The organism is Wenyingzhuangia sp. 2_MG-2023, from assembly GCF_030548295.1.
In the GTDB taxonomy this organism is placed as follows: domain Bacteria; phylum Bacteroidota; class Bacteroidia; order Flavobacteriales; family Flavobacteriaceae; genus Wenyingzhuangia.
Genome location: NZ_JAUOSB010000001.1, coordinates 810,240 through 833,347 on the forward strand (window position 1 = coordinate 810,240; position 23,108 = coordinate 833,347).

Annotated in this window: 19 protein-coding genes; 9 read left to right on the forward strand and 10 right to left on the reverse strand. The window is 33.5% G+C overall.

Annotated features, from left to right (window positions below; genetic code table 11):
- Positions 1–6: 6 nt before the first annotated feature.
- Both serS and Q4548_RS03285 read right to left on the reverse strand, forming a co-directional pair.
- The gene (serS, locus tag Q4548_RS03280) at positions 7–1,281 is read right to left on the reverse strand and encodes a serine--tRNA ligase (RefSeq protein WP_303451481.1); all 1,275 of its coding nucleotides are present in this window, start codon (positions 1,279–1,281) and stop codon (positions 7–9) included.
- A 74-nt stretch (positions 1,282–1,355) separates the two neighbouring features.
- Positions 1,356–2,288: a bifunctional riboflavin kinase/FAD synthetase gene (locus Q4548_RS03285; RefSeq protein WP_303451483.1), complete on the reverse strand. Its 933-nt coding sequence runs from the start codon at positions 2,286–2,288 to the stop codon at positions 1,356–1,358.
- 158 nt (positions 2,289–2,446) lie between these two features.
- Here Q4548_RS03285 and Q4548_RS03290 point away from each other — a divergent pair, with 158 nt between their 5' ends.
- The 6 genes from Q4548_RS03290 to bioA all read left to right on the forward strand — a co-directional run bounded on the left by Q4548_RS03290 (position 2,447) and on the right by bioA (position 10,363).
- On the forward strand, positions 2,447–5,218 hold the full coding sequence (locus tag Q4548_RS03290) for a TonB-dependent receptor plug domain-containing protein (protein ID WP_303451486.1): 2,772 nt from the start codon (positions 2,447–2,449) through the stop codon (positions 5,216–5,218).
- A 176-nt stretch (positions 5,219–5,394) separates the two neighbouring features.
- A complete protein-coding gene (atpD, locus tag Q4548_RS03295; RefSeq protein WP_303451488.1) occupies positions 5,395–6,903 on the forward strand; it encodes a F0F1 ATP synthase subunit beta in 1,509 nt (502 codons plus the stop codon).
- Positions 6,904–6,981: 78 nt separating this feature from the next.
- Positions 6,982–7,275, forward strand: a complete 294-nt coding sequence (locus Q4548_RS03300) for a F0F1 ATP synthase subunit epsilon (RefSeq protein ID WP_303451490.1) — start codon at positions 6,982–6,984, stop codon at positions 7,273–7,275.
- Positions 7,276–7,341: 66 nt separating this feature from the next.
- Positions 7,342–8,478 carry a pyridoxal phosphate-dependent aminotransferase family protein gene (locus Q4548_RS03305; protein ID WP_303451492.1) on the forward strand — a complete coding sequence of 379 codons (1,137 nt, stop codon included), beginning with the start codon at positions 7,342–7,344 and terminating at the stop codon, positions 8,476–8,478.
- Between the two features lie 3 nt (positions 8,479–8,481).
- The gene (gene bioD / locus Q4548_RS03310) at positions 8,482–9,114 is read left to right on the forward strand and encodes a dethiobiotin synthase (protein WP_303451494.1); all 633 of its coding nucleotides are present in this window, start codon (positions 8,482–8,484) and stop codon (positions 9,112–9,114) included.
- Positions 9,098–10,363, forward strand: a complete 1,266-nt coding sequence (gene bioA, locus Q4548_RS03315) for an adenosylmethionine--8-amino-7-oxononanoate transaminase (protein ID WP_303451496.1) — start codon at positions 9,098–9,100, stop codon at positions 10,361–10,363. The genes bioD and bioA overlap by 17 nt, the downstream gene beginning before the upstream one ends.
- A 4-nt stretch (positions 10,364–10,367) precedes the next feature.
- Here the strand turns inward: bioA and Q4548_RS03320 are convergent, their stop codons facing one another.
- From Q4548_RS03320 to Q4548_RS03350, 7 genes are all read right to left on the reverse strand, one after another.
- Complete coding sequence (locus Q4548_RS03320) at positions 10,368–11,540, reverse strand: THUMP-like domain-containing protein (protein ID WP_303451498.1); 1,173 nt, start codon at positions 11,538–11,540, stop codon at positions 10,368–10,370.
- A gap of 2 nt (positions 11,541–11,542) precedes the next feature.
- On the reverse strand, positions 11,543–12,625 hold the full coding sequence (locus Q4548_RS03325) for an AI-2E family transporter (protein WP_303451500.1): 1,083 nt from the start codon (positions 12,623–12,625) through the stop codon (positions 11,543–11,545).
- Positions 12,606–13,205: an acyl carrier protein phosphodiesterase gene (locus tag Q4548_RS03330; protein ID WP_303451502.1), complete on the reverse strand. Its 600-nt coding sequence runs from the start codon at positions 13,203–13,205 to the stop codon at positions 12,606–12,608. Before Q4548_RS03330 ends, Q4548_RS03325 begins: the two co-directional genes overlap by 20 nt.
- An 87-nt stretch (positions 13,206–13,292) precedes the next feature.
- Positions 13,293–14,408, reverse strand: coding sequence for a DNA polymerase III subunit beta (dnaN, locus tag Q4548_RS03335; RefSeq protein ID WP_303451504.1), 1,116 nt, complete (start codon positions 14,406–14,408; stop codon positions 13,293–13,295).
- A 108-nt stretch (positions 14,409–14,516) separates the two neighbouring features.
- On the reverse strand, positions 14,517–16,154 hold the full coding sequence (gene gldG / locus Q4548_RS03340; protein ID WP_303451506.1) for a gliding motility-associated ABC transporter substrate-binding protein GldG: 1,638 nt from the start codon (positions 16,152–16,154) through the stop codon (positions 14,517–14,519).
- Complete coding sequence (locus tag Q4548_RS03345) at positions 16,147–16,866, reverse strand: ABC transporter permease subunit (protein ID WP_303451508.1); 720 nt, start codon at positions 16,864–16,866, stop codon at positions 16,147–16,149. The genes gldG and Q4548_RS03345 overlap by 8 nt, the downstream gene beginning before the upstream one ends.
- A complete protein-coding gene (locus tag Q4548_RS03350; RefSeq protein ID WP_303451510.1) occupies positions 16,866–17,708 on the reverse strand; it encodes an S-adenosyl-l-methionine hydroxide adenosyltransferase family protein in 843 nt (280 codons plus the stop codon). Before Q4548_RS03350 ends, Q4548_RS03345 begins: the two co-directional genes overlap by 1 nt.
- A 107-nt stretch (positions 17,709–17,815) precedes the next feature.
- On the opposite strand from Q4548_RS03350, the gene Q4548_RS03355 reads away from it, so the two are divergent.
- A complete protein-coding gene (locus Q4548_RS03355) occupies positions 17,816–18,763 on the forward strand; it encodes a PhoH family protein (RefSeq protein ID WP_303451512.1) in 948 nt (315 codons plus the stop codon).
- A 61-nt stretch (positions 18,764–18,824) separates the two neighbouring features.
- Positions 18,825–19,772 (forward strand): phosphoribosylaminoimidazolesuccinocarboxamide synthase, encoded by a 948-nt coding sequence (locus Q4548_RS03360; RefSeq protein ID WP_303451514.1) that lies wholly within the window; start codon positions 18,825–18,827, stop codon positions 19,770–19,772.
- A gap of 72 nt (positions 19,773–19,844) precedes the next feature.
- On the opposite strand, the gene Q4548_RS03365 is transcribed toward Q4548_RS03360, so the two are convergent.
- Positions 19,845–22,079, reverse strand: a complete 2,235-nt coding sequence (locus Q4548_RS03365; protein ID WP_303451516.1) for a DUF2339 domain-containing protein — start codon at positions 22,077–22,079, stop codon at positions 19,845–19,847.
- Positions 22,080–22,268: 189 nt separating this feature from the next.
- Here Q4548_RS03365 and Q4548_RS03370 point away from each other — a divergent pair, with 189 nt between their 5' ends.
- The gene (locus Q4548_RS03370) at positions 22,269–23,102 is read left to right on the forward strand and encodes a 3'(2'),5'-bisphosphate nucleotidase CysQ (protein WP_303451518.1); all 834 of its coding nucleotides are present in this window, start codon (positions 22,269–22,271) and stop codon (positions 23,100–23,102) included.
- The last annotated feature ends 6 nt before the right edge of the window (positions 23,103–23,108 follow it).

Consider the following 23,108-nt stretch of genomic DNA (forward strand, 5'->3'; position numbering starts at 1 on the left):
TGTTATTTAGTCGATGATATCAAACCCTACGTAAGGTACTAAAACTTCTGGAATTTTTATGCCTTCAGGTGTTTGATAGTTTTCTAAAATGGCAGCCAAGACTCTAGGCAAGGCTAATGAACTACCATTTAAAGTGTGTACCAAAGTACTTTTTCCATCGGTGTTCTTATATCTTAATTTTAATCTGTTTGCTTGAAAAGTTTCAAAATTAGATACAGAACTAATTTCTAACCATCGGTCTTGTCCCGTAGAAAAAACCTCAAAGTCGTACGTTAATGTTGAGGTAAAACCTAAATCTCCTCCGCATAAATTTAAGATACGATAAGGTAATTTTAATTCTCTCAAAATTCCTTGAACATGTTCTACCATTTCTTTTAGCGCATCTGCAGATTTTTCTGGATGTTCTATTCTTACAATTTCTACTTTGTCAAACTGATGCAATCTGTTCAAACCACGAACGTGTGCTCCGTAAGAACCCGCTTCACGTCTAAAACAAGGAGTGTAACCTGTTAAACAGATAGGAAAATCGCTTTCTTTTAACAAATCTCCTCTATAAATGTTAGTAATTGGCACTTCTGCGGTTGGAATCAAATACAAACCATCTTCTGTTACATGGTACATTTGTCCTTCTTTATCTGGCAATTGACCTGTTCCCATTCCTGAAGCTTCGTTTACCAAATGAGGAACTTGTGTTTCTTCGTATCCAGCTGCCGTGTTTTTATCTAGAAAATAATTGATCAAAGCACGTTGTAGTCTTGCTCCTTTTCCACGATAGACAGGAAAACCAGCACCGGCTATTTTATTTCCCAATTCAAAATCAATCAAATTGTATTTTTTTGCCAATTCCCAGTGTGGCAAAGCATCTGCGTGTAGCGTAGGAATCTCTCCTTCTTCAAGAATAGTTTCGTTGTCTTCTTCAGAAGAACCGGCAGGGACTATTTTGTTAGGTATGTTTGGAATTGCGTATAATAGATTCAACAAGTTTTTTTCAGCTTCGTTAAATTCATCTTGCAATGTTTTTGAAACTGTTTTTAATTGTCCAGATTTTTCTTTTAACAAGTTTGCTTTTTGAGTTTCTCCAGATTTAAAAAGCAACCCTATTTCTTTATTCAAAGTATTAGACTCTGCTAAAATGGAATCTAGTTTTACTTGTGTGTTCCTTTTCAATTCATCAATAGCAATTACTTCATCAATGATGGCTGCTGCATTTTTAAAGTTACGTTTGGCCAAACCAGCCAATACTTGTTCTTTATTTTCTCTAATAAAAGGGACTTGTAACATATCTAATTATATTTGGAACAAATATAAACTTTCCATTGAAACCTAGAAATAATCTAAGCGGTAAGATATTTTATTTAAGATATATTTTTGATGTAATCTAGGCTGATTTCTTTGTCTTTTGTCAATTGTTCTTTTAGAGCATCAATAGAATGAAAATGGATTTCTTCTCTTAAAAAGTGTAAAAATTCTATTTTGATGGAATCTCCATAAATGTCAAGGTCAAAGTTAAATAGGTGTACTTCTATTGTTTTGTCTTTTCCGCTAACAGTAGGTCTATTTCCAATGTTTAACATTCCAAAATAACTATTGTTTTGGTGGGTAGCTTTCACTACATAAACGCCATTTTTTGGAGTAAGTTTGTAGACTTCAGGTATTTCTATATTTGCAGTAGGGTATCCAATAGTGTTGCCTAATTGTTGACCTTTCACAACAAATCCGTTGATAAAAAAAGGAGTCGTTAAGAATTGAGTTGCTGTTTTGATATCGCCAGAATCTAAAGCTGTTCTTATTTTGGTAGAACTAACAGAGGTGTTGTTAATGTCTTGTGCTTGTATTTCTTTAATGTTAAAGTCTAAGGTGTGACTGTAGTCTTTTAATTGCTCAAAATCACCTTCTCGGTTTTTACCAAATCGATGATCGTAGCCCACAACTAGTTCTTTAACGTTTAGTTTGTTTACCAAAACATCTCTAACATAATCAAAAGCAGTAAGGTTAGAAAACTCTTTGTCAAAAGGATGAATGACCAAATAATCTAATTCGGTTTCGGATAAAATTGCAATTCGCTCATCAATCGTGTTGATCAATTTGATAGAGTTGTTTGCTTGTATTACCATTCTAGGATGAGGAAAAAAAGTAAGAAGCACAGATTTTAGTCCTTTTGCTTTTGCTTCTTTAAAAAGTTTATCCAATATTTTTCTGTGTCCCACATGAACTCCGTCAAAAGTACCTATGGTTACCACAGTCTCTAGACCTTCAGGAAAATGATTGTAGTTATGAATTACTTTCAAGTTTGCTTTTTAATTTTTGTCAAATTTAAGAATACTATTTGAAAGTAGGGGGTGTGTAATGTGTAAAATAGGCACGGATATTTTATTTTATATTTAAAAAATTATAAACGTATGTTTATTTTTTTCGTATTTTGTGAATGAACTAAACCCCCAATTAAATGAAAACTAAAATTATAACATTGATGTCATTGTTCTGTTGTTTTGCCTTTTACTCACAAAGTAATGTGATTGTTAAAGGTAAAGTGTTGGATATGAATGATAAAATGCCAGTTATGACAGCTACCGTTTCTGTCTCAGACGGTTCTGACGCAACATTTGTGAATGTAGATGGAACATTTGTATTAGAAATTAAAAAAGAATTACCTGTTGAAATAAAGGTAGTTGCCATTGGTTACAAAGATTACAAGCATGTAATTTCTACCAACAAAGCTGATTTGACTATTTTCTTAAAAGAAGACGTTACCAGTTTAGACGAAATAGTGATATCAGCCTCTAGAACTCCAGAAAGAGTGTTTGAATCTCCTGTGTCTATTGAGAGAATGGGAGCTAAAGCGGTAGAGACTACAACTTCTGCAACTTTTTATGATGGCTTGGAAAACATGAAAGGAGTAGATGTAAATACAAGTAGTTTGACTTTTAAATCTATCAACACTAGAGGATTTGCAACATTTGCAAACACTCGTTTTGTACAATTGGTAGATGGAATGGACAATTCTTCTCCAGGGTTGAATTTTCCTTTGGGGAATTTAATCGGATTGAATGAATTGGATGTGCAATCGGTGGAATTATTGCCAGGGGCTTCTTCTGCTTTGTACGGTGCCAATGCCTTTAACGGTATTATGTTTATGAGAAGTAAAAATCCTTTTGTAGATGAGGGTGTAAGTGTTTATGCTAAAACAGGGGTAACTTCATCAGAAAATGCTGGAGTGAATGAGTTTTTTGATGTAGGTGCAAGAGTGGCAAAGAAATTTAACAAACACTTTGCTGCAAAATTTACGACGTCAATGTTAAAAGCAACGGATTGGTTTGCTACAGATACTAGAAATATAGATGCTAATGGTCAAATAACCACAGGAAATAGAGAGAGTGCAACTGATTATAACGGTATGAATATTTATGGAGATGAAGTAAGTACCAATTTACCTGGAATAGGAGTGGTTTCTAGAACGGGTTATACAGAACAAGATGTAGTAAATAACGACACAGATAGTTTTAGAGCTTCTTTGGCTTTGCATTTCAAACCTTTTGAGGATGAAGATACAGAAATTATTGTAAGTAGTAAGTTTGGAACAGGAAATACAATCTATCAGGGAGCAAGTAGATACGCGTTGAGAAACTTCATCATGCATCAGCACAAATTAGAATTTCAAACCAAACACTTAATGTTACGTAGTTATGTAACGATTGAAGATGCAGGAGATTCTTATGACGTGCGATTTGTAGGAATCAACCTTAACAATGTTTGGAAAGACAACACAACGTGGTTTACAGAGTATGGAGGTGCTTATGCAGGTTTTGTGCCTGGGGTTACTCCTGGAAACGATGCTTCTGCAAGGGCTTTTGCAGATAGAGATAGATTGGCACCTGGTAGTGCTGGTTTTAACCAAGCATTCAATCAAGTGATATCGGATCCAGATTTGACTAAAGGAGCTAGGTTTGTAGACAGTTCTAGATTGTATCATTCAGATTTAAATTACAATTTTAGAGAATTGATTGAGTTTGCAGAAATTCAAATTGGTGGATCTGCGAGAAGGTATGAGTTGAATTCACAAGGGACTATTTTTACGGATACCAATGGGGATAAAATCACATACGATGAATATGGAGTTTATACCCAATTGCAAAAAAAAATGATGGAAGAAAGGTTGAAAATAACTGGATCTATTCGTTATGACAAAGCCGAGAATTTTGAAGGTAATTTTTCTCCTAGGTTTTCAGTTTCTTACAGCCCAGACGAAAATAAAAATCACAACATTAGAGCTTCTGTACAAACAGGATTTAGAAACCCTACTACACAAGATCAATATATTGGGTTGAATTTAGGAAATGCTGTGTTAATAGGTTCAGCACCGGATAATTTAGAACGTTATCAACTTGAGGTAGCAAACAGTGCAACGGCTCAAGCTTTAGGTTTTGGAGCAACAAGTAATTTTACAGGAACATTGGCTTACGAAAATTCATTTACGTTATCTTCTTTGCAAAAATTTTCACAAACTACCAATCCAGCAGACTTGGTTGCAGCAGATGTAAATTTGGTGAAAGCAGAACAAGTAACATCTTATGAAATAGGGTATAGAGGTAAGGTAGGAGAAAAAACAGTAATAGATTTAAGTGGTTATTATAGCAACTACAAAGATTTTATTTCTATCAAAACAGTAGTAACACCGCATTATGGTAGCAATACGTTAACAGATGTTCATCCTGTAGTAATGTTGCCAAACGCAATTATAGCCATTGGTAATGGAGATTATACAGCGGCAAGAGTTTATACCAATTCTGATGTTGATGTAAGTTCTTATGGAGTTAATTTGGGAATAGAATCTAAAGTATTTGGAAATTATGATGTAGGAGTGAACTACTCTTATGCCAAACAGGACTTTGATAAAGCTAATAACCCAGATTTTACTACAACATTTAACACCCCTGAGCACAAAGTAAAAGTTTCTTTTGGGAACAATGATTTGTACAAAGGATTTGGTTTTGGAATCAATGGTCGTTGGCAAGATGCTTTTCGTTGGGAATCTTCATTTGTTGACGGAGATATAAGTGCAAGAACAATTCTAGATGCACAGCTGATGTACAACATAGAAAAATGGAAATCTAAAGTAAAGGTTGGTGGTGCCAATATTTTAGCTCATGATTATCAATCAGCACCAGGAGCGGGTACAATCGGGTCTCAATTTTATGGATCTTGGACGTATTTGTTCTAATTCTGATTCAAGAATTAAAACCTTTAGAATCGGTTTGAAGTTGTTATTTTTAATCGATTCTATTTTTTTAACAAATGAGTTGTAGAAAATAATAAAAAATATATCTTTGCAGTCAATTAAACCCGTGAAATGGTTTAGTTTGAAACTAGAAATTAAATTCTTTTAATAATACAAAAATGTCTAAAACAACAGGTAAAATTGCTCAAATTATTGGACCAGTAATTGATGTGGCTTTCGAAACTGGGGCTGAGCTTCCAAAAATTTACGATTCTTTAGTTATCAACCGTGAGAATGGAAACATATTAGTGTTAGAAGTTGAGCAACACATTGGTGAAAATACAGTAAGATGTATTGCAATGGATTCTTCTGATGGATTGTCAAGAGGACAAGAGGTTATTGTTACGGGAGATCCTATCAAAGTTCCTGTTGGAAATAATATTTATGGACGTTTGTTTAATGTAAGTGGTGACCCTATTGATGGTTTGCCTGCATTGCCAAAAGACGGTACAAATGGTTTACCTATTCACCGTAGTGCTCCAAGATTTGAAGATTTATCAGTTTCTACTGAAGTTTTGTTTACAGGAATCAAAGTTATTGACTTGATTGAGCCTTATGCAAAAGGAGGGAAAATTGGACTATTTGGAGGTGCTGGAGTAGGAAAAACAGTATTGATTCAAGAGTTGATCAACAACATTGCAAAAGGACACGGAGGTTTATCTGTATTTGCAGGAGTTGGAGAAAGAACGCGTGAAGGAAATGACTTGATGCGTGAAATGATTGAGGCTGGAATTATTTCTTATGGAAAAGATTTTGAGCACTCTATGGAAGAAGGTGGATGGGATCTTGAAAAGATTGACCACGAAAAAATGAAAGAATCAAAAGTAACGTTTGTATTTGGACAAATGAATGAACCACCTGGTGCACGTGCTCGTGTTGCTTTGTCTGGTTTGACAATTGCTGAATATTTCCGTGATGGAGCTGGAGATGGACAAGGGAAAGATGTATTGTTCTTTGTGGATAATATTTTCCGTTTTACACAAGCTGGATCTGAGGTGTCTGCCTTATTAGGACGTATGCCATCAGCAGTAGGATACCAACCAACATTAGCAACTGAAATGGGAGCTATGCAAGAACGCATTACTTCTACAAAAACAGGATCTATTACATCTGTACAAGCAGTTTATGTACCGGCGGATGATTTAACTGACCCTGCACCAGCAACAACGTTTGCTCACTTAGATGCTACTACAGTATTATCTCGTAAAATTGCAGAATTAGGTATTTACCCAGCGGTAGATCCATTAGATTCTACTTCAAGAATTTTAACAGCTGATATTTTAGGTAAAGAACACTATGATTGTGCTCAAAATGTAAAAGAGTTGTTACAGCGTTACAAAGAATTACAAGATATCATCGCTATTTTAGGGATGGAAGAATTGTCTGAAGAAGATAAATTGGTAGTTCACAGAGCACGTCGTGCACAACGTTTCTTATCACAACCTTTCCATGTTGCGGAACAATTTACAGGTATCCCTGGGGTCTTGGTAGATGTTAAGGATACAATCAAAGGATTCAACATGATTATGGCTGGAGAATTGGATAAATATCCAGAGGCTGCATTCAACTTGAAAGGATCTATCCAAGAAGCAATTGATGCTGGAGAAAAAATGTTGTTAGAGGCATAAATGAGTTATCAGTTGCCAGTAAGCAGTTAGCAGTTTGCTACTGAGTACTGAATGCTGTGTACTGAAAACTATAAAAATATGTATTTAGAAATAGTATCACCGGAAGATATTTTGTTTTCATGCGAAGTGGATTCAGTAACCCTTCCTGGAGTTCAAGGTGAATTTCAAATGTTGAACAATCACGCATCTATCGTGTCTGATTTAGGTCCTGGACTTGTTAAAATTCACGTTCATACTCAAGAACATTTGGAGTTCAATGATTTTAAAGGTCGTTTTGAATTTCACATAGACGATGATAAAATTCTAACACTTCAAATAAAGAGTGGAACAGTTGAAATGAAAGACAACAAAGTAATTCTTTTGGCTGATTAAATTTTTCATCAATATAAAATAAAACGCTATCTATACTTTAGGTAGCGTTTTTTACTTTTGTGACCTATGTACCATCTTCCAAATTCGTTAAAAGATAAGTTGCAAACAAGAATTGAAAATAATTCTTTAAGGACGCTTCATGTAAATAATGTAGGACTAGATTTTTATTCTAATGACTATTTAGGTTTGGCACAGTCTAAAAGTGTTGCAGAGAAGGCCAAAATGTGCTTAGAGAATAGTCATGATGTAAACGGAAGTACGGGGTCTAGATTGATTTCTGGTACGCATTCTTTGCATATAGAAGTAGAGTCCGAGTTGGCTCGTTTTCATAAAGCAGAATCGGGCTTGTTGTTCAATTCTGGTTACGATGCCAATGTAGGTTTGTTTTCGTCTGTACTGCAAAAGAACGATGTATTGCTTTTTGATGAATTGATTCATGCCTCTGTTAGAGATGGAATTAGATTGAGCGCTGCTAATTCCTACAAATTTAAACACAATGATATTTACGATTTAGAGACTAAAATCCTCCGTTTTAAACAGAATGCGAGACAGGTTTATATTTCTATCGAAACCGTTTATTCTATGGATGGAGATACGGCTCCACTTCAGGATATTGTAAATTTGTGTGAAAAACACGGTGTTTATTTAATTGTTGATGAAGCGCATTCAGGAGGTGTTTTTGGAGAAAATGGAAGTGGATTGGTATGTGCTTTAGGGCTAGAGACTAAAATTTTTGCACGAGTACATACTTTTGGGAAAGCTTTAGGTTGTCATGGTGCTGTGGTTTTAGGTTCTGAGGATTTAAGAAATTATCTGATTAATTTTTCCAGAGCTTTTATTTATACAACTGCCATCCCTTTACATGCTGTGGCTACAATTAGAGCAGCTTATGAAAGCTTACAAGAAAAAGAATTGTTACAAAACCTGCACTTTAGAATTTCTTATTTTAATAAAGTTGTACAAAAGCTCGGATTGTCAGAAAAGTTCATCAAAAGTAATAGTGCTATTCACTGTTGTATGTTGCCTGGAAATGATCGTGTGAAAAATTTAGCTCAAAAAATTCAAAATCAAGGAGTTTTGGTCAAGCCAATTTTATCACCAACAGTAGCGAATGGGCAAGAACGTTTGCGAATTTGTTTGCATGCTTTTAATACAAAACAAGAAATAGATCTTCTTTTAAAAATCATTTCAGAAAATATATAGATAATGTTGTCCAAAAAAATATTTGTCACAGGAATTTCTACAGATGTAGGAAAAACATTGGTTTCTGCTATTTTGGTAGAAGCGCTACAAGCGGATTATTGGAAACCAATACAAGCGGGGGAGTTGGAATATTCTGATATGGATAAAGTAAAAGAGTTGATTTCTAACAAAACCTCAATATTTCATTCTAATGCTTACGCTTTAAAAACACCAATGAGTCCTCATGCTGCTGCAGAAATAGAGGAGGTAGAAATAGTTATTGAAAACATTAAAAGTCCCCTAACAGATAATTGCTTAGTGATTGAAGGTGCTGGAGGACTGCTGGTTCCTTTAAATAACAAACAAACAATTTTAGATATTATTCCGCAAGACGCTTTGGTTGTGGTGGTTTCTAGGCATTATTTAGGGAGTATCAATCATACTTTAATGACTTTGGAGTTGTTGAATCAAAAAGGCTTTAAAACAGCATTGGTGTATAGTGGAAATGAACATGTAACCACGGAAAATATCATTCAAAAAATGATGGGAGTTTCTGTAATAGGGAGAGTTGAAGAAGAAGAGAAAATCAATTCAGAAGTTGTGAAAAAATATGCAGATTTGTTTAAAGAAAAAATAGAAAATGAACTTAACAAATAGAGATCAAAAGCATTTGTGGCATCCGTTAACTCAACACAAAACCACTCAAGATGCTTTAGGAATTGTAAAAGCGAATGGGGTGTATTTATTTGATGAGTTTGGAAACAAATACATAGATGCCATTTCTTCTTGGTATACTTGTGTTTATGGTCACTGCCATCCACATATGGTACAAAAAGTTACGGAGCAAGTAAGTAGTTTAGATCAGATTGTTTTTGCGGGATTTACACATCCTCCTGCTGTAGAAATGTCAGAAAAACTGATGGAGATTTTACCTAAAAATCAACAAAAGATTTTTTTTTCAGACAATGGATCTACTACTGTGGATATTGCTATTAAAATGAGTTTGCAGTACCATTTTAATCAAGGAAAAAAGAAATTAAAAATCATTGCATTTCAAGATGCTTTTCATGGAGATACATTTGGTGCAATGTCTGTCTCAGGTTTAGATGTTTACAACGGTCCTTTTTCTGATGTGGTATTGAAAGTAGATAGAATTTCAGTTCCGAATCAAGAGAATATAGATAGGGTAGTATGTGATTTTAAAAATATATTAGCAACAAATGAGGTTGCTTGTTTTGTGTTTGAACCCTTGGTACAAGGAGCAAATTGTATGAAAATGCATGAAGCCAAATACTTGGATGTTTTAATTGCTTTGGCACAAGAACAAGATGTGGTGTGTGTAGCGGATGAGGTGATGACAGGTTTTGGAAAAACAGGAATGTATTTTGCTTCGGATCGTTTGAAATATAAGCCAGATATTATGTGTTTGTCCAAAGCATTGACGGGAGGTATGGTGCCGATGGGATTGACCACTTGCACTCAAAAAATTTACGATGCTTTTTATGCGGATGAAATTGCCAAAGGTTTTTTTCACGGACATACGTACTCTGCAAATCCTATTGCTTGTTCAGCAGCTATTGCAAGTATTGAATTGTTGCAGAGTAAAGAAATACAGGATGGAATTCAACGCATAGAGAAAGGCCATCAAGAATTTGTGTTGAAGCTGAAAAATCATTCAAATATTTCGGAAATAAGAACTTTAGGGGTGATCTTGGCAATTGATTTGAAGTTGAATATAGATCGTTATGGGAAAGATAGAAACGAAATTTTAAATCATTTTATGAGCAAAGGGATTTTTTTAAGACCACTTGGTAATACCTTGTATATTGTTCCTCCTTATGTTATTAAAGAAGAAGAGTTGCTTATGATTTACAATACGATGAAAGAATTTATAGATGCTTTGTAAATTTTTACATCTTATCACAAACCATAACAATTTGCTCATTTTTTAAATTGGTCGTAAAAAATAAATAAGTAGTTCCACCATCTTTAATTCCTGTTTTTTTACGGATGCTTGCTACATTTTCTTTAAAATTACGAGTGGTGATATTTGCTTTTTTCTCTGGTAAATATTTTAAAAGCAATTTTTTTTGATAAGGTAGTGTTTGTCTAACTTTAAAACGTCTTCCAGGAAAATCTATCAAATTTTCTGAAGTGTATAAATGTGAGTGTTGGTGTAGTTTGTCAATCTGAAATTGTGCAGAAACGGCAGTAAATCCACCTGATTTTAAAATAGCACTGTTGGGTTCGTACAAATAATTTAGAGGTTTAGAAAGGGTGAATTCATACTCTTGTTGAAACGTGAAATTAAAATGTTGTGTTTGTTTGTCTAAATTGGTAGCAATAATTTTAATGGAATTGTTGTAGTCTTTTTCAACTATTACAAGTACTTCTTTTACTTCGTTAAAAAGAGCAATGATGTGAATTTCTTTTACATTTTTCAACTCATTGATACAACTTGTAAGATCAATCAAAGGAGAGTTTTTAATAAGCAAGTTGTTGCTTTTTTCTAGCAATGCATTTAAATGTAAAGGAACGTTTGGCAGGCAATCTTTTAGTAGAAATACTTTTCCTTTAGCATCATTTCTTCGAGAAGGATCTATGTAAATCCAATCGTATTTTTTGGTGTTTTCTAGTACATAAGCAATGCCATCGCCTTGAACACAGTTTGTGTTTTCAATTTCAAATTGTTTCAAGTTGTGTTGTACAATAGCAGACAATTCATCATTCAATTCACAATGCGTAACGTTTTTAAATCTTTTTGAAAAAGCAAAGTCATCAACTCCAAAACCACCAGTAACATCTATAAGTGTTTCTCCATTAATAAGTGTACTTTTGTAGGCTGCTGTAGCTTCTGAAGAAGTTTGTTCTATGTTTAGTTTGTTAGGATAATAAATGTTTTTTGTAAGAAACCAAGAAGGTAATTTTTTTTCACACTTTTTTTTAGATTCTAATTGCTCAATCAACTCTGTAGTCTGAATGTTTTCAATGGGACTCCCTTTTAAAATCAACTGTGTAATATCTGTTTTTAGGTTCCTACAGATAAATTCTTGAACGTTATTTTGTAATAAAGCGAAATTCAAATTTAAAGATCTTTGGTTAATAATTTTACAGCTTGGTACTTGCTAAAAAATTCTTTGGCAATTACTTTGATGGCGGTGTAACATGGGATAGAAACCACCATACCGATGACTCCAAATAGGCTACCAAAAATCATGATGACTAAAAAGATTTCTAAAGGATGAGATTTTACACTTTTAGAAAAAATTAATGGCTGACTGATAAAGTTATCAATCATCTGAGCAAACAAATAGCCACCCATAATGTATAACGTATTTGGTAATATTTGTGTTTGAAAGTCTAAATTTAAGTTGTTGGTTGTTGCCAAAACAAACATAATTACAGCTCCAATTAAAGGTCCTATGTAGGGAATTAGATTGAACAACGCACATAAAAAGGCAATGATGATGGCGTTTTCAATATGAAAAATAGTTAAAATTAAGGTGTAAATGATAAACAAAACAGAAATTTGAATAATCAAGCCAATAAAATAACGAGAAAGTAAATCTTTGATAATTTCTAAAGATCTTGCTGCGTGTATAAAATGCCTTTTGGGAACAAAAGCAAAAGTACCTCGAGATAAGATTTTAGAATCTGACATAAGGAAAAAGGTGATAAAAAGCACAGAAAATAAGCCCATACTAAAAGAACCAATACTTGCTAAAATTACGTTCAACGCATTTGGAATGTTTTTGATACTCGGAATCAGATCAAGGTTTTTTGTTTTTTCTAAAATGTCTATATTTTTGGTTAATAAATACGTGTTGATTTCGCTGCTCATTCGTTCAACATTGTCTTTAAATGCATCTGAGTTTAACAAAGCAATATTCTGACTTTGTTTGCTGATCAATGGAGCAAAAGCGTTGATAATAATAACGATGAATAATATATAAACCAACATAGATATGATGGCAGCAATGGTGTCTTTTAATTTTAGTTTTCGAGTTAAAAAAGTAACCAACGGTCTTGAAATTAAAGACAAAACAGCTGAAACAACAATGTAAACAATGATGGTTTGTATTTGTACGAAAAACCAAATAAGGCCTAAAACACCAACAATAATGGCGAGTGTTCTTAAGAGTCCGTTACTAAGTGTTTTTGCTGTCATGATCTATAATGTATTGGGTGCAATATTTTTGAAGTTCATCAAAAAATAAAGTAAAGTCTTTTTCAAAAATAGGATAATTCTCTCTAAGGTCAACAATGGCTTCATTCATTTTAGAAATACCTCTAGTCCTAACATTCATGTCGTGCATAATTTCTCCAATTCCTTGTAGCGTTCTGTATTTGTACAACCAATTTTGTTGTGACATGTAAGGCAATAAATGTTGTGTTTTTTCGGGTAAAATATCAAATTCTTTGAAAAGCAATTGGTAAAAAGATTGGCTATAAATATCCAAAGGGATGTCTGAATATTGTTGCCAGTTTTTTGCTAAAAAATGATCATAAATTAAATCTATAATAACTCCTTTGTACAAGCGGTATTTGTTATCTAGTCGCCTTTTGCTTTGTCTAAAAATAGGGTGTTCGTCCGTAAAAACATCAATAGCTCTGTGCATTTTAATACCAAATTGAATTCCGTCAGAATAATGGTGGAATTTATTTCCTTGGATGCTGTCGGCAATAAAATTCCCTAAGATGGTCTCCTTATTCGTTCCCGCTAAGTAAATGTGTGCTAGAAAATTCATAAACGTAGTTTAGAGAATGTGAAGGTATGTAAAAAAGCGTTTCGCACGAATGCAAAACGCTTTTAAGAAATATATAGTTAGTTTTGGTTAGTTGCTTAACATTACCGGCATTACCAACATGGTAATATGTTCGCCTTCTTCGGTACCGTCTGCTGGGGTTAAAATTCCAGCTCTGTTTGGTAAAGACATTTCTAATTGTACGTTTTCAGAAGATAAGTTGTTTAACATTTCTGTTAAAAAACGAGAGTTGAAACCAATTTCTAAATCGTCTCCTTGATAGTCGCACAATAAACGTTCGTTAGCTTTGTTAGAAAAGTCAATGTCTTCTGCAGAAATATTCAATTCTGTTCCTGCCATTTTCAAACGTATTTGATGTGTGGTTTTGCTAGAGAAAATAGACACACGTTTGGTAGAACTTAAAAAAGAATTTCTAGAAATAGACAATACGTTTGGATTCTCTTTTGGGATTACCGCATTGTAATTAGGATATTTTCCATCAATCAAACGACAGATCAAAGATACGTTGTCAAAAGAAAAATTTGCGTTGGTTTCGTTATAAGAAATAGATACTTCTGCATCAGAAGTTGCCAAAATCCCTTTTAAAATATTCAACGGTTTTTTAGGCATGATAAAATCAGCTGCTTCTTCTGCATGAACATCGGTTCTTGTGTACTTTACCAATTTGTGAGCATCGGTTGCTACAAAAGTCAAATTGTCTGTTCCAAACTGAAAGAAAACACCACTCATCACAGGTCTTAAATCATCGTTACCTGTAGCAAAAATAGTTTTAGAAATAGCGTTGGCCAACACGTTTGCTGGAATCAATGTTTTGCTAGGGTTTTCTAATTCTAAAGCTTTAGGAAATTCACTTCCATCAAAATAAGGCATTCCATAATTTCCTTGTTCAGACGTGATTTCTACTTCATTTCCTTCTACTTTAAAAGTTAAAGGTTGGTTAGGAAGTGTTTTTAAAGTATCTAATAAAATTCTTGAAGGAACTGCAATTGATCCTTCATTGTCAGATTGTACTTCAATAATGGTAGACATTGTAGTCTCCAAATCTGAAGCAGCTATTTTTAGTTCGTTCTCACTTAATTCAAATAAGAAATTATCTAAAATAGGCAATGTGTTGCTAGTGCTAATAACACCACTTAAAACTTGCAATTGTTTTAGCAACTGTGAACTTGATACTATGAATTTCATAAGGTTGTGTTGTATAGAATTGTACTTTATACGAATAAGCTAATATAGGAGGATTCCCATTTGTTTCAAAGAAATCTTTTGAACATAATTACACAAAGTGTTAATAACCTAAGCAGTATATTTAGATTTTCGGATGTAAAAAGTAATCAAACCAGAAACAGCAAGTAGTAACAGAGGGGCAAAAAGATTGATCAATTGCCATTGCGTTTTTTCTGCGTACGCTTTGGGCTTGTTTATGGTGTCTATAATTACTTTTTTAGCACGGAGCTGAATCAAACCTGAATCGTTTAAAAGATAATTTACAGTGTTGGTTAAAAATTCTTTGTTGGCATAGTAAGAATTTGTCCATTTGTCTAAGCCTAATTCTAGAGGTTTTCCTTTGCTTATTTGATTGCTACTAATATCACCATCTGCAATTACTACCATTTTGTTGTTTTTACCTTGAATGGTAAAGTTGTTTTTAAACGGTTTTACTCTGTTTTTGTAGGCTGAATTAAAATTTCCTTCTAGCAATACACCAATTATTTTTGAACCTTGATTGTAAGATTCCATTCCTTTGTTTTCTGCAATACTTGCCAAAGTCACATAATTGGGAACGGTTTGTATTTTGGTCAAACTAGAACTTTCTAACAAAGGTGTTTTGTGAATGTTGGGATTCAATGTGTCTATGCTATTGGCAAATTCAAGTTTTATTTCGGCAACATTTTTAGTAATTACATGTGCGTTGTTGCTTTTGATTACAGGATAGTAATCCCAAAGAAATTCATCAAACTGAGTGTTGTTTCCTACTTTACCCGTAGCTAGTGGAATTTTAGCAGCATACAAATCTCTAACCAAATGTCTGTTGATTCTAACTCCGTAATTGAACAAATAATCGGTTAAATTCAAATCCCTTTGATACGCTAATAGTTTTCCTTGTTGCATCAAACTATCTTTGGGTGTGTGTACCAAATCTAACAACCAAATGGTTTTTCCACCGCTTACTGTGTATTGATCCAAGGCAAATTTTTCTTGCTCAGTAAATGCTTCTGTGGGTTTACTGATGATTGTCAAATCAAAATTTTGAAGCTGATTTAAGGTTTTTTGTGGGTTTTCTGTGATAGAATCTAAAGTGAATGGAGCTAGAAAATAATTTTCTCCTAAACTTTTTAACCAATCGTATTGATAAATATCTTGCAATTCACCGTTTCCTCTCAAAACGGCTATTTTTTGTTTTTTATGAGCAGTTGCTTTTTGAATTCCGTTGGCAAAGGCAAATTCTAAATTCTGTACAGAGTTTTCAATTTGTGTTGTTTCGTTCTCAAAAAAAGAACTTTTTAGCAAGTTTACTGTTTTAATTTTGTTGTTTGCTGTTACAACTGCCCAAGGAAAAATAATACTTTCAGAAACTTGTCCATCTTCTTGAACAGTAAGTCTACTAGGTGCCAATCCTTGTTTTGTTAATTTTTCTTCGTTGCCTTTCGGATCTATAAATCGATAAGAGATACGACTGTTTTCCGCTTCTAGTTCCTTTAAAAAATAGTCTGTCTCTTTTGCCAAACGTTCAAAATCAAAAGGTAGGTTTCCTGTTAGGTAAACGGAGATAAATATGTCCGTCTCCAAATTTGCTAACAACTCTTTTGTGGGTTTTGATAAAGAATATTTTTGGTCTTTGGTAAAATCCCATCGGTATTGAAATTGATGCGCAATTAGGTTGGCCAAAATAACAATAACGGCTAGTGTGATGTATTTTCTTTTCTTAGTCATTGTTCAATTTTAATTGGGTGAAACTGATAAAAAGAAAGGTGATTGAGGTGAAATAAATCAAATCAGGAATGGCAATTACACCACGAGTCATACTTTCAAAATGTTGAGGAATTCCAAGTGTATTCCATCCAAAAGTAGAAGTTTCAGAGATGTTTTCTAACGCAGAAAAACCAAAATAAAAAACTACGTTGATGATGGAACTCATCAAAAAAGAAGTGATGTTGTTTTTGGTGTAAATAGAACTAAATATTCCGGTGCTGATATAAGTACAGGCCAATAAAATTAAACCAAAATAAGAAGTAAAAGTACTTCCTAAATCAATATTCCCTACTGGGTTTCCTAGCTGATAAGTACTGTATACAAAAAATAAAGTAGGAGCTAGTGCTAGTAAAACAATGGCTACATAGGCTAAAAATTTACCCAAAACAATTTGAGTTGTTCGGATAGGCAAAGTTTTTAGAATTTCAATAGTTCCGTTTTGATATTCGTCGGCAAAACTTTTCATGGTAATGGCAGGGATTAAAAAAGCAAAAATCCAGGCACTATTGTTGAAAAAAGCATTGATGTTGGCAAACCCAGTTAGAATTACGTTGCTATATCCTTTAAAAAACCAAAGCAACAAAGCATTGATGATTAAAAAAGAAGCAATGATCAAGTACCCTACAGGATTGCTAAAAAAAGATTGTATTTCTTTGTTAAAGATGGCTTTCATTAGTCGGTAAGTGTTTTGTCAAATTCTACGCTAATGCAACTTCTGTAGTCTAATCCTAGAAGTGAAGAAGCTCCGCCTACAGTTTGTAAGTTGCTTTTGTAAATGGCAATTTCTAAATAATCGTTGGAGTTGAACAATGCCAATCTGTTTCCTGCATCGTTTCTTTTGGAAATAGGCAATTCAAAATTTACAATATCACTGTAATTATCTACTATTTTTTTAAAGGTATTTCTTCCTGACGAAAGCGTAAAACTTCTTCCTTTTCCTACTTGATGAAACAATTCTTTGGTGATGTTTGAAATGACATTTCCATAATTGTCAATATAGATGACTGAGCCAATAATTTTGGTTTCGGAAACTACCTGAGGTTGCAATTCTACCATTTTAGTGATTTCTGGAAGAGGTTTACCAATAACGTCTAAAGTTCCTCCGCGTGCAATATGACAAGCTACATTCACAAAAACATCCAAAGCAGAAAAATGGGTTTCTACTCTGTCGTGTATATTGATTTCTACAATTTTACTCGGATTGATTTCTGAGGCAATCATAGACATAATTCCATTGTCGGGGCATACAAAATAATGACCATCTAGTAACAAAGCAATGTGTTTGTTTTCGGGAGTCAATTCAGAATCTACACCTACAATATGAATGGTTCCTTTAGGAAAACTTTTGTACGCATTCTTTAAAATATACGCAGTTTCATTAATGTTAAAAGGAGATATTTCGTGAGAAATGTCCACCACAACCGTTTCTGGCAACAAGGTATAAATAGCTCCTTTTACTGCCGATACAAAATGATCTTTTCTTCCGAAATCAGTAGTTAAGGTGATGAATGCCATACAAAGTGAGTGGTAATAAGTTTTAGATAATTATTGAAAACAAATTTACTGAATTGTAAATGATATTTATGTACTTTGTAAGGGCAATTTATAAACACATTTTTAGCTTGAACGAACGTTTAATTACTTTAGAAGAAATCAATCCGATAGATTTTTTTGGGACGAATAATTCTCACATAGATTTAATCAAATCCTATTATCCAAAATTAAAATTGGTGGTTAGGGGAAATCAAATCAAAGCTTATGGCGAATCCATTCTTTTGGATGAATTTGAGAAAAGAATTCAGGTTTTAGTCAATTATTTGGCTAAATACAATAAGCTTGATGAAACCAGCATTGAGCAATTGTTGTTAGCTTCTCAAAAAGAAATTCAGAAACAAAAAGCTTATGACGAGGTTTTGGTACACGGAGTGGGAGGGAATTTAATAAAAGCCCAAACATTAAACCAACAAAACATGGTAAAGGCCATAGAAACCAACGATATGTTGTTTGCTGTAGGTCCTGCCGGAACCGGAAAAACGTATACAGCGGTAGCTCTGGCGGTCCGAGCTTTGAAGGAAAAAGAAGTAAAGAAAATTATTTTGACAAGACCTGCTGTGGAATCTGGAGAGAATTTAGGTTTTTTGCCTGGAGATATGAAAGAAAAACTAGATCCATACATGCAGCCTTTATATGATGCATTGCGAGATATGATTCCCGCAGAACGACTGGCATCTTATATGGAAAAGGGAGTGATTCAAATTGCACCTTTGGCTTTTATGCGTGGTAGAACTTTAGACAATGCTTTTGTTATTTTAGATGAGGCTCAGAATACAACTCATGGTCAGATGAAAATGTTTTTAACTCGTATGGGAAAAAGGGCCAAGTTTGTGATTAATGGAGATCCAGGTCAGATAGATTTGCCAAGAAAACAAGTTTCAGGATTGAAAGAAGCTTTACTAGCCTTAAAAGATGTAAAAGGAATTGCTCAAGTTTATTTAGATGGTAAAGATGTAATTCGTCACCGATTGGTAAAAGAGATTATTGTAGCTTATAAAAGTATTGAGACGGAGTAATAAACTAATATGTTAGATTTTAATGCTAAAGATGTACTTTTGCAAAAATGATTTTTAGAAGATGAGCAATACCATTAACGATACCAATTTTAATTTTCCAGGTCAAACGGCTATTTACAAAGGGAAAGTTCGTGAAGTATACACTGTAAACGAAAAATTAGTGATGATAGCATCAGACAGACTTTCTGCTTTTGATGTCATCATGCCAAAACAAATTCCTTACAAAGGACAGATTTTAAATCAGATTGCAGCTAAAATGTTAGAAGCAACCAAAGATATTTGTCCAAACTGGGTATTAGGAACACCAGATCCAAACGTAACTGTTGGGTATGCATGTGAGCCTTTTAAAGTAGAGATGGTAGTGAGAGGTTACTGTACGGGGCATGCTTGGAGAACGTACAAAAGCGGAGAAAGAGTATTGTGCGGAATTACCATGCCAGAAGGATTGAAAGAAAACGACAAATTTCCTACACCTATTATAACACCCACAACCAAAGCGGATTTAGGTGATCATGATGAAGATATTTCTAGAGAGGCTATTTTGGAAAACGGAATTGTATCAGAAGAAGATTACAAACAATTAGAAGCGTATACCTTGGCTTTGTTTCAAAAAGGGACAGAATTGGCTGCAGATAGAGGTTTGATTTTGGTGGATACGAAATACGAATTTGGAAAAACTGCTGATGGAAAAATAGTAGTGATTGATGAAATCCACACGCCAGATTCTTCTCGTTACTTTTATGCAGAAGGATATCAAGAAAGACAAGATAAGGGAGAGTCTCAAAAACAATTGTCTAAAGAGTTTGTTCGTCAATGGTTGATAGAAAATGGATTTCAAGGAAAAGAGGGGCAACAAATTCCTGAATTGACAGATGAAAAAATAGAAGAAATTTCTAATCGCTATATAGAATTGTACGAGCAAATTACGGGAGAGAATTTTGTGAAAGCAGACATTTCTGATGTATTAGATAGAATTGATAAAAACGTAAATGAATTTTTAAAGAAGTAAAAATTTTAAAAATAGAATACAAACAGCCCGAACATTATGTTCGGGCTGTTTTTTTGTGAAATAGATATGTTGTTATGCTTTCTTTTCGGTGTCAATCATGTGTTTGTATTTGTTGTATAAAAAAGAAATGATCAATAAAATAACTCCCAAAGAAATAAACACAATGGTTTTGGAAATAGTTCCTAAGTGAGAAATGTCGTACAAGAACAATTTGATCAAAATAATTCCAAATAGCACCATTGCTCCAATTCTTAAATGTTGCTTTTGTTTCCAGATTCCTAAAGAAATTAGAGTTAGAGAATAAATTGCCCATAAAATACTTAAGCATAATTTGTACGATGCTACGGAAGTGAACAAATCCAATAAGTTAATTAATTCGCTACTTAAAATCCATAACAAAACGGTATGTACAACCCAATCAAAAATTTTATGATTCGTTATTTTTTTCTCTCGATAAATTAAGTAAATAGTGAAACCAATAAATAGATATGAAACATATCGTATCCAGATATAATAAGTGCTTATTGTAAACGGAGGATTTGTGTTTAAATATAAATCTCGTAATGTACTAGTTGCCCAAAGACCAAGTGTTAGATAGCCAAATGTAAAAACAGTACTAAGAAATAAACAGACTTTGGTCAAGACACTGTTTTTAACTTTTAGTTGGTTGATGTAATTCAAACCTGTAGCAAAGAATAAACTGTAATTCACCAACCATATTGTTCTAAATTTAGTGAGACTTTTATCTTTGATTTTTTGAAGACTATGGACATCTGTATTTGTCAGAGAATCTTTGTAAAGTTGTTTCCAGTATTCAGAAATTTCATGGTAAAATGCCAAATAGACTGCTGTAATCAGTACAAAAGGAAGGATGTAAGAAAAAATGTTGTAGAAATCAGATTTTGAGCTTAGTGAACTTTTATTTTTTTGATGAATAAAATTGATGAATCCTAACCCTATAATAAACAAAACTGAGGTTAAAAAGCTTGGATTTAAAAATAAGGAAATTCTAGTTTCAGGAACTGCAGGATTGTAGTTTCCGTAATGTTCAGTCCAATATAGCAAGAGGCTGTAAAATGATAGTACACACAAAGGATATGATATTTTTTCATAGAATGATTTTTGCTGTGTTCTACCAATCCAAAATAAAATAGCGGCTTCACCAACCCATAGAATAGTAACCAAATTACCGTTAAATTGTATAGGAATGGTTAAGGTGATAAAAAGAATGCACAGGCCTGTGGTAAGTTGTTGTAAATGCTTGTCTGTATTAGGCTGTTTGTAAAAAATAAAAGCAACAAATCCGTGTAAAATTGCGTTGTAAATAGAAAACAGTCCCAAGTAATTTTCTGTAGTAACTCCACTGTTTAGAGCTTGATATCCAAAAGCAAAAAACAAAAAGGAATTGAATAGAATTAATACAACGTCATCCAGTAGATAAGCTTCTTTTTTAATCAATTTGTAGGTTGAAAAGATACTGTAAAAAGTGATGAAAGTTGTGTTTAAAAAACCAAAAGCAATTCCAAAATGCAGGTTAAAATCATATTGGCTTGTAAACCAAGAAGCAAATAAAAGCCAAGTAATGGCAAAAGAATTGTAACATAGTGGTTTCCACTGTTTTTTTACAGCAATGTACAGTATTCCTAAGTTGATAATTCCAATATAAACAAACAAAAAGGCTATATCACCGTTGTTGTTACTCAGTAAAAGAGGTACGGCATAAGCACCTACCAAGCCTATGTGTGCAATTATTTGTTTGTTAAGTTTTAGAGCAGTAAACACGGTGCATATCGTTAACAAGCACATAATGGAAAAAGTAAGCCATAATGGAAGTAGTAGGTACAAATTATAAGCTAAGAAAGTTATAAAATAGAGAATAGTGTAAGCACCGCTTGTTAATACTGATGCGTAGTTTAAGTATTTGTTTTTCAGTTTAAAACCTAATCCTAGTAATACAAAACCTACTAAATAACCAATGATAATTCTGGTTGAGGGAGCTATCAAATCGTGTTCTATGGAGTATTTTGCACCTATAGAAACTCCAATAATAGTGATGATAATTCCTATTTTGTTGATGAGGTTTTCTCCAAGTAGTTTTTCAAAACGAAAAGAGGGGGTTTCTTTTCCTTTTTTTAGAACCTTAGTTTTTGTAGTGGAAATAAGCACTTTTTGAATAGGAACAACTTCTTCTTTGGGTTTGTAAAAGTTGTGGATATCTTGTTTTAAGAGTTGGATCTCCTTTTCAAAAAAAGCATGTTTCTGTTCTAAAACTTTTAGCTTGTTATATAATTCTTCTTTGTCTTTCATAGCTTATTTAAGTAGATACAATGTAAGAAATAAAATAAAGTGAAACGATGTGTATGAGAGTCTTCAGGAAAACGACTCAAATTCACGTGTATACAATTTTTGATACAGAATGAAATTGCATTATATTCTCTACAAAGATTTTTAGAATCCAATAAGAATATCGACATTTATAAATAATAAAAAACAGGTATGGAATTATCAATTACTCAATTACAAGAATTAAGAGAAACGGCAAAAAAAGCTGCTTTGGAAGCGGGTAAATATGTTATGAGCAAGTTTAACGAAGATTATGAAATTGGGAGTAAAGGAACCAATAGTATGGCTTCGGATATTGTTACGGAGGTAGATATCAATGCTCAAAAAATGATCACTACTGCTTTGTTGCCAAGTATAAAGAAATATGATTTAGGTTGGTTGGGAGAAGAAACACCTGACGATGGTAGCCGATTGATAAAAGATTATTTTTGGACGGTAGACCCTATAGATGGTACGCTGCCTTTTACTAAAAAGACCAATGGTTTTTCTGTGGCAATAGGTTTGGTTTCAAAAGCAGGGAAAGCTGAGGTTGGTGTAGCTTATGATCCGTATCATGATAATTTGTACGATGCTGTTGTTGGAGACAAAGCCTATAAAAATGGAGAAGAATTTAAAATAGCTTACAATAAAAACAAACCATTGACTTTTTATGGTGACTTGAGTTTTAACTCTTCTGGAGCTTATCCTTATTTGGTTCAATCGTTAGAAAAAATTTCAGAAGCAAAATATGGTGGAAAGTTGGAAGTAGTCTCTCATCAAGGAGCAGTGATAAATGCAATGTGTGTTATAGAAAATGCACCAGCAGTCTACATAAAACCTCACAGAGATAAAGTAGGTGGAGGATGTGCATGGGATTTTGCAGCTAGTTCTTGCATTGCAGAAGTAGTTGGCGTAAAAGTAACGGATTATTTTGGTAATGAAATTAATTTAAACAAAGAGTTGAATACTTATATGAATACAGAAGGAATTAGGTATGAGGTCTGGTAGTTGTTA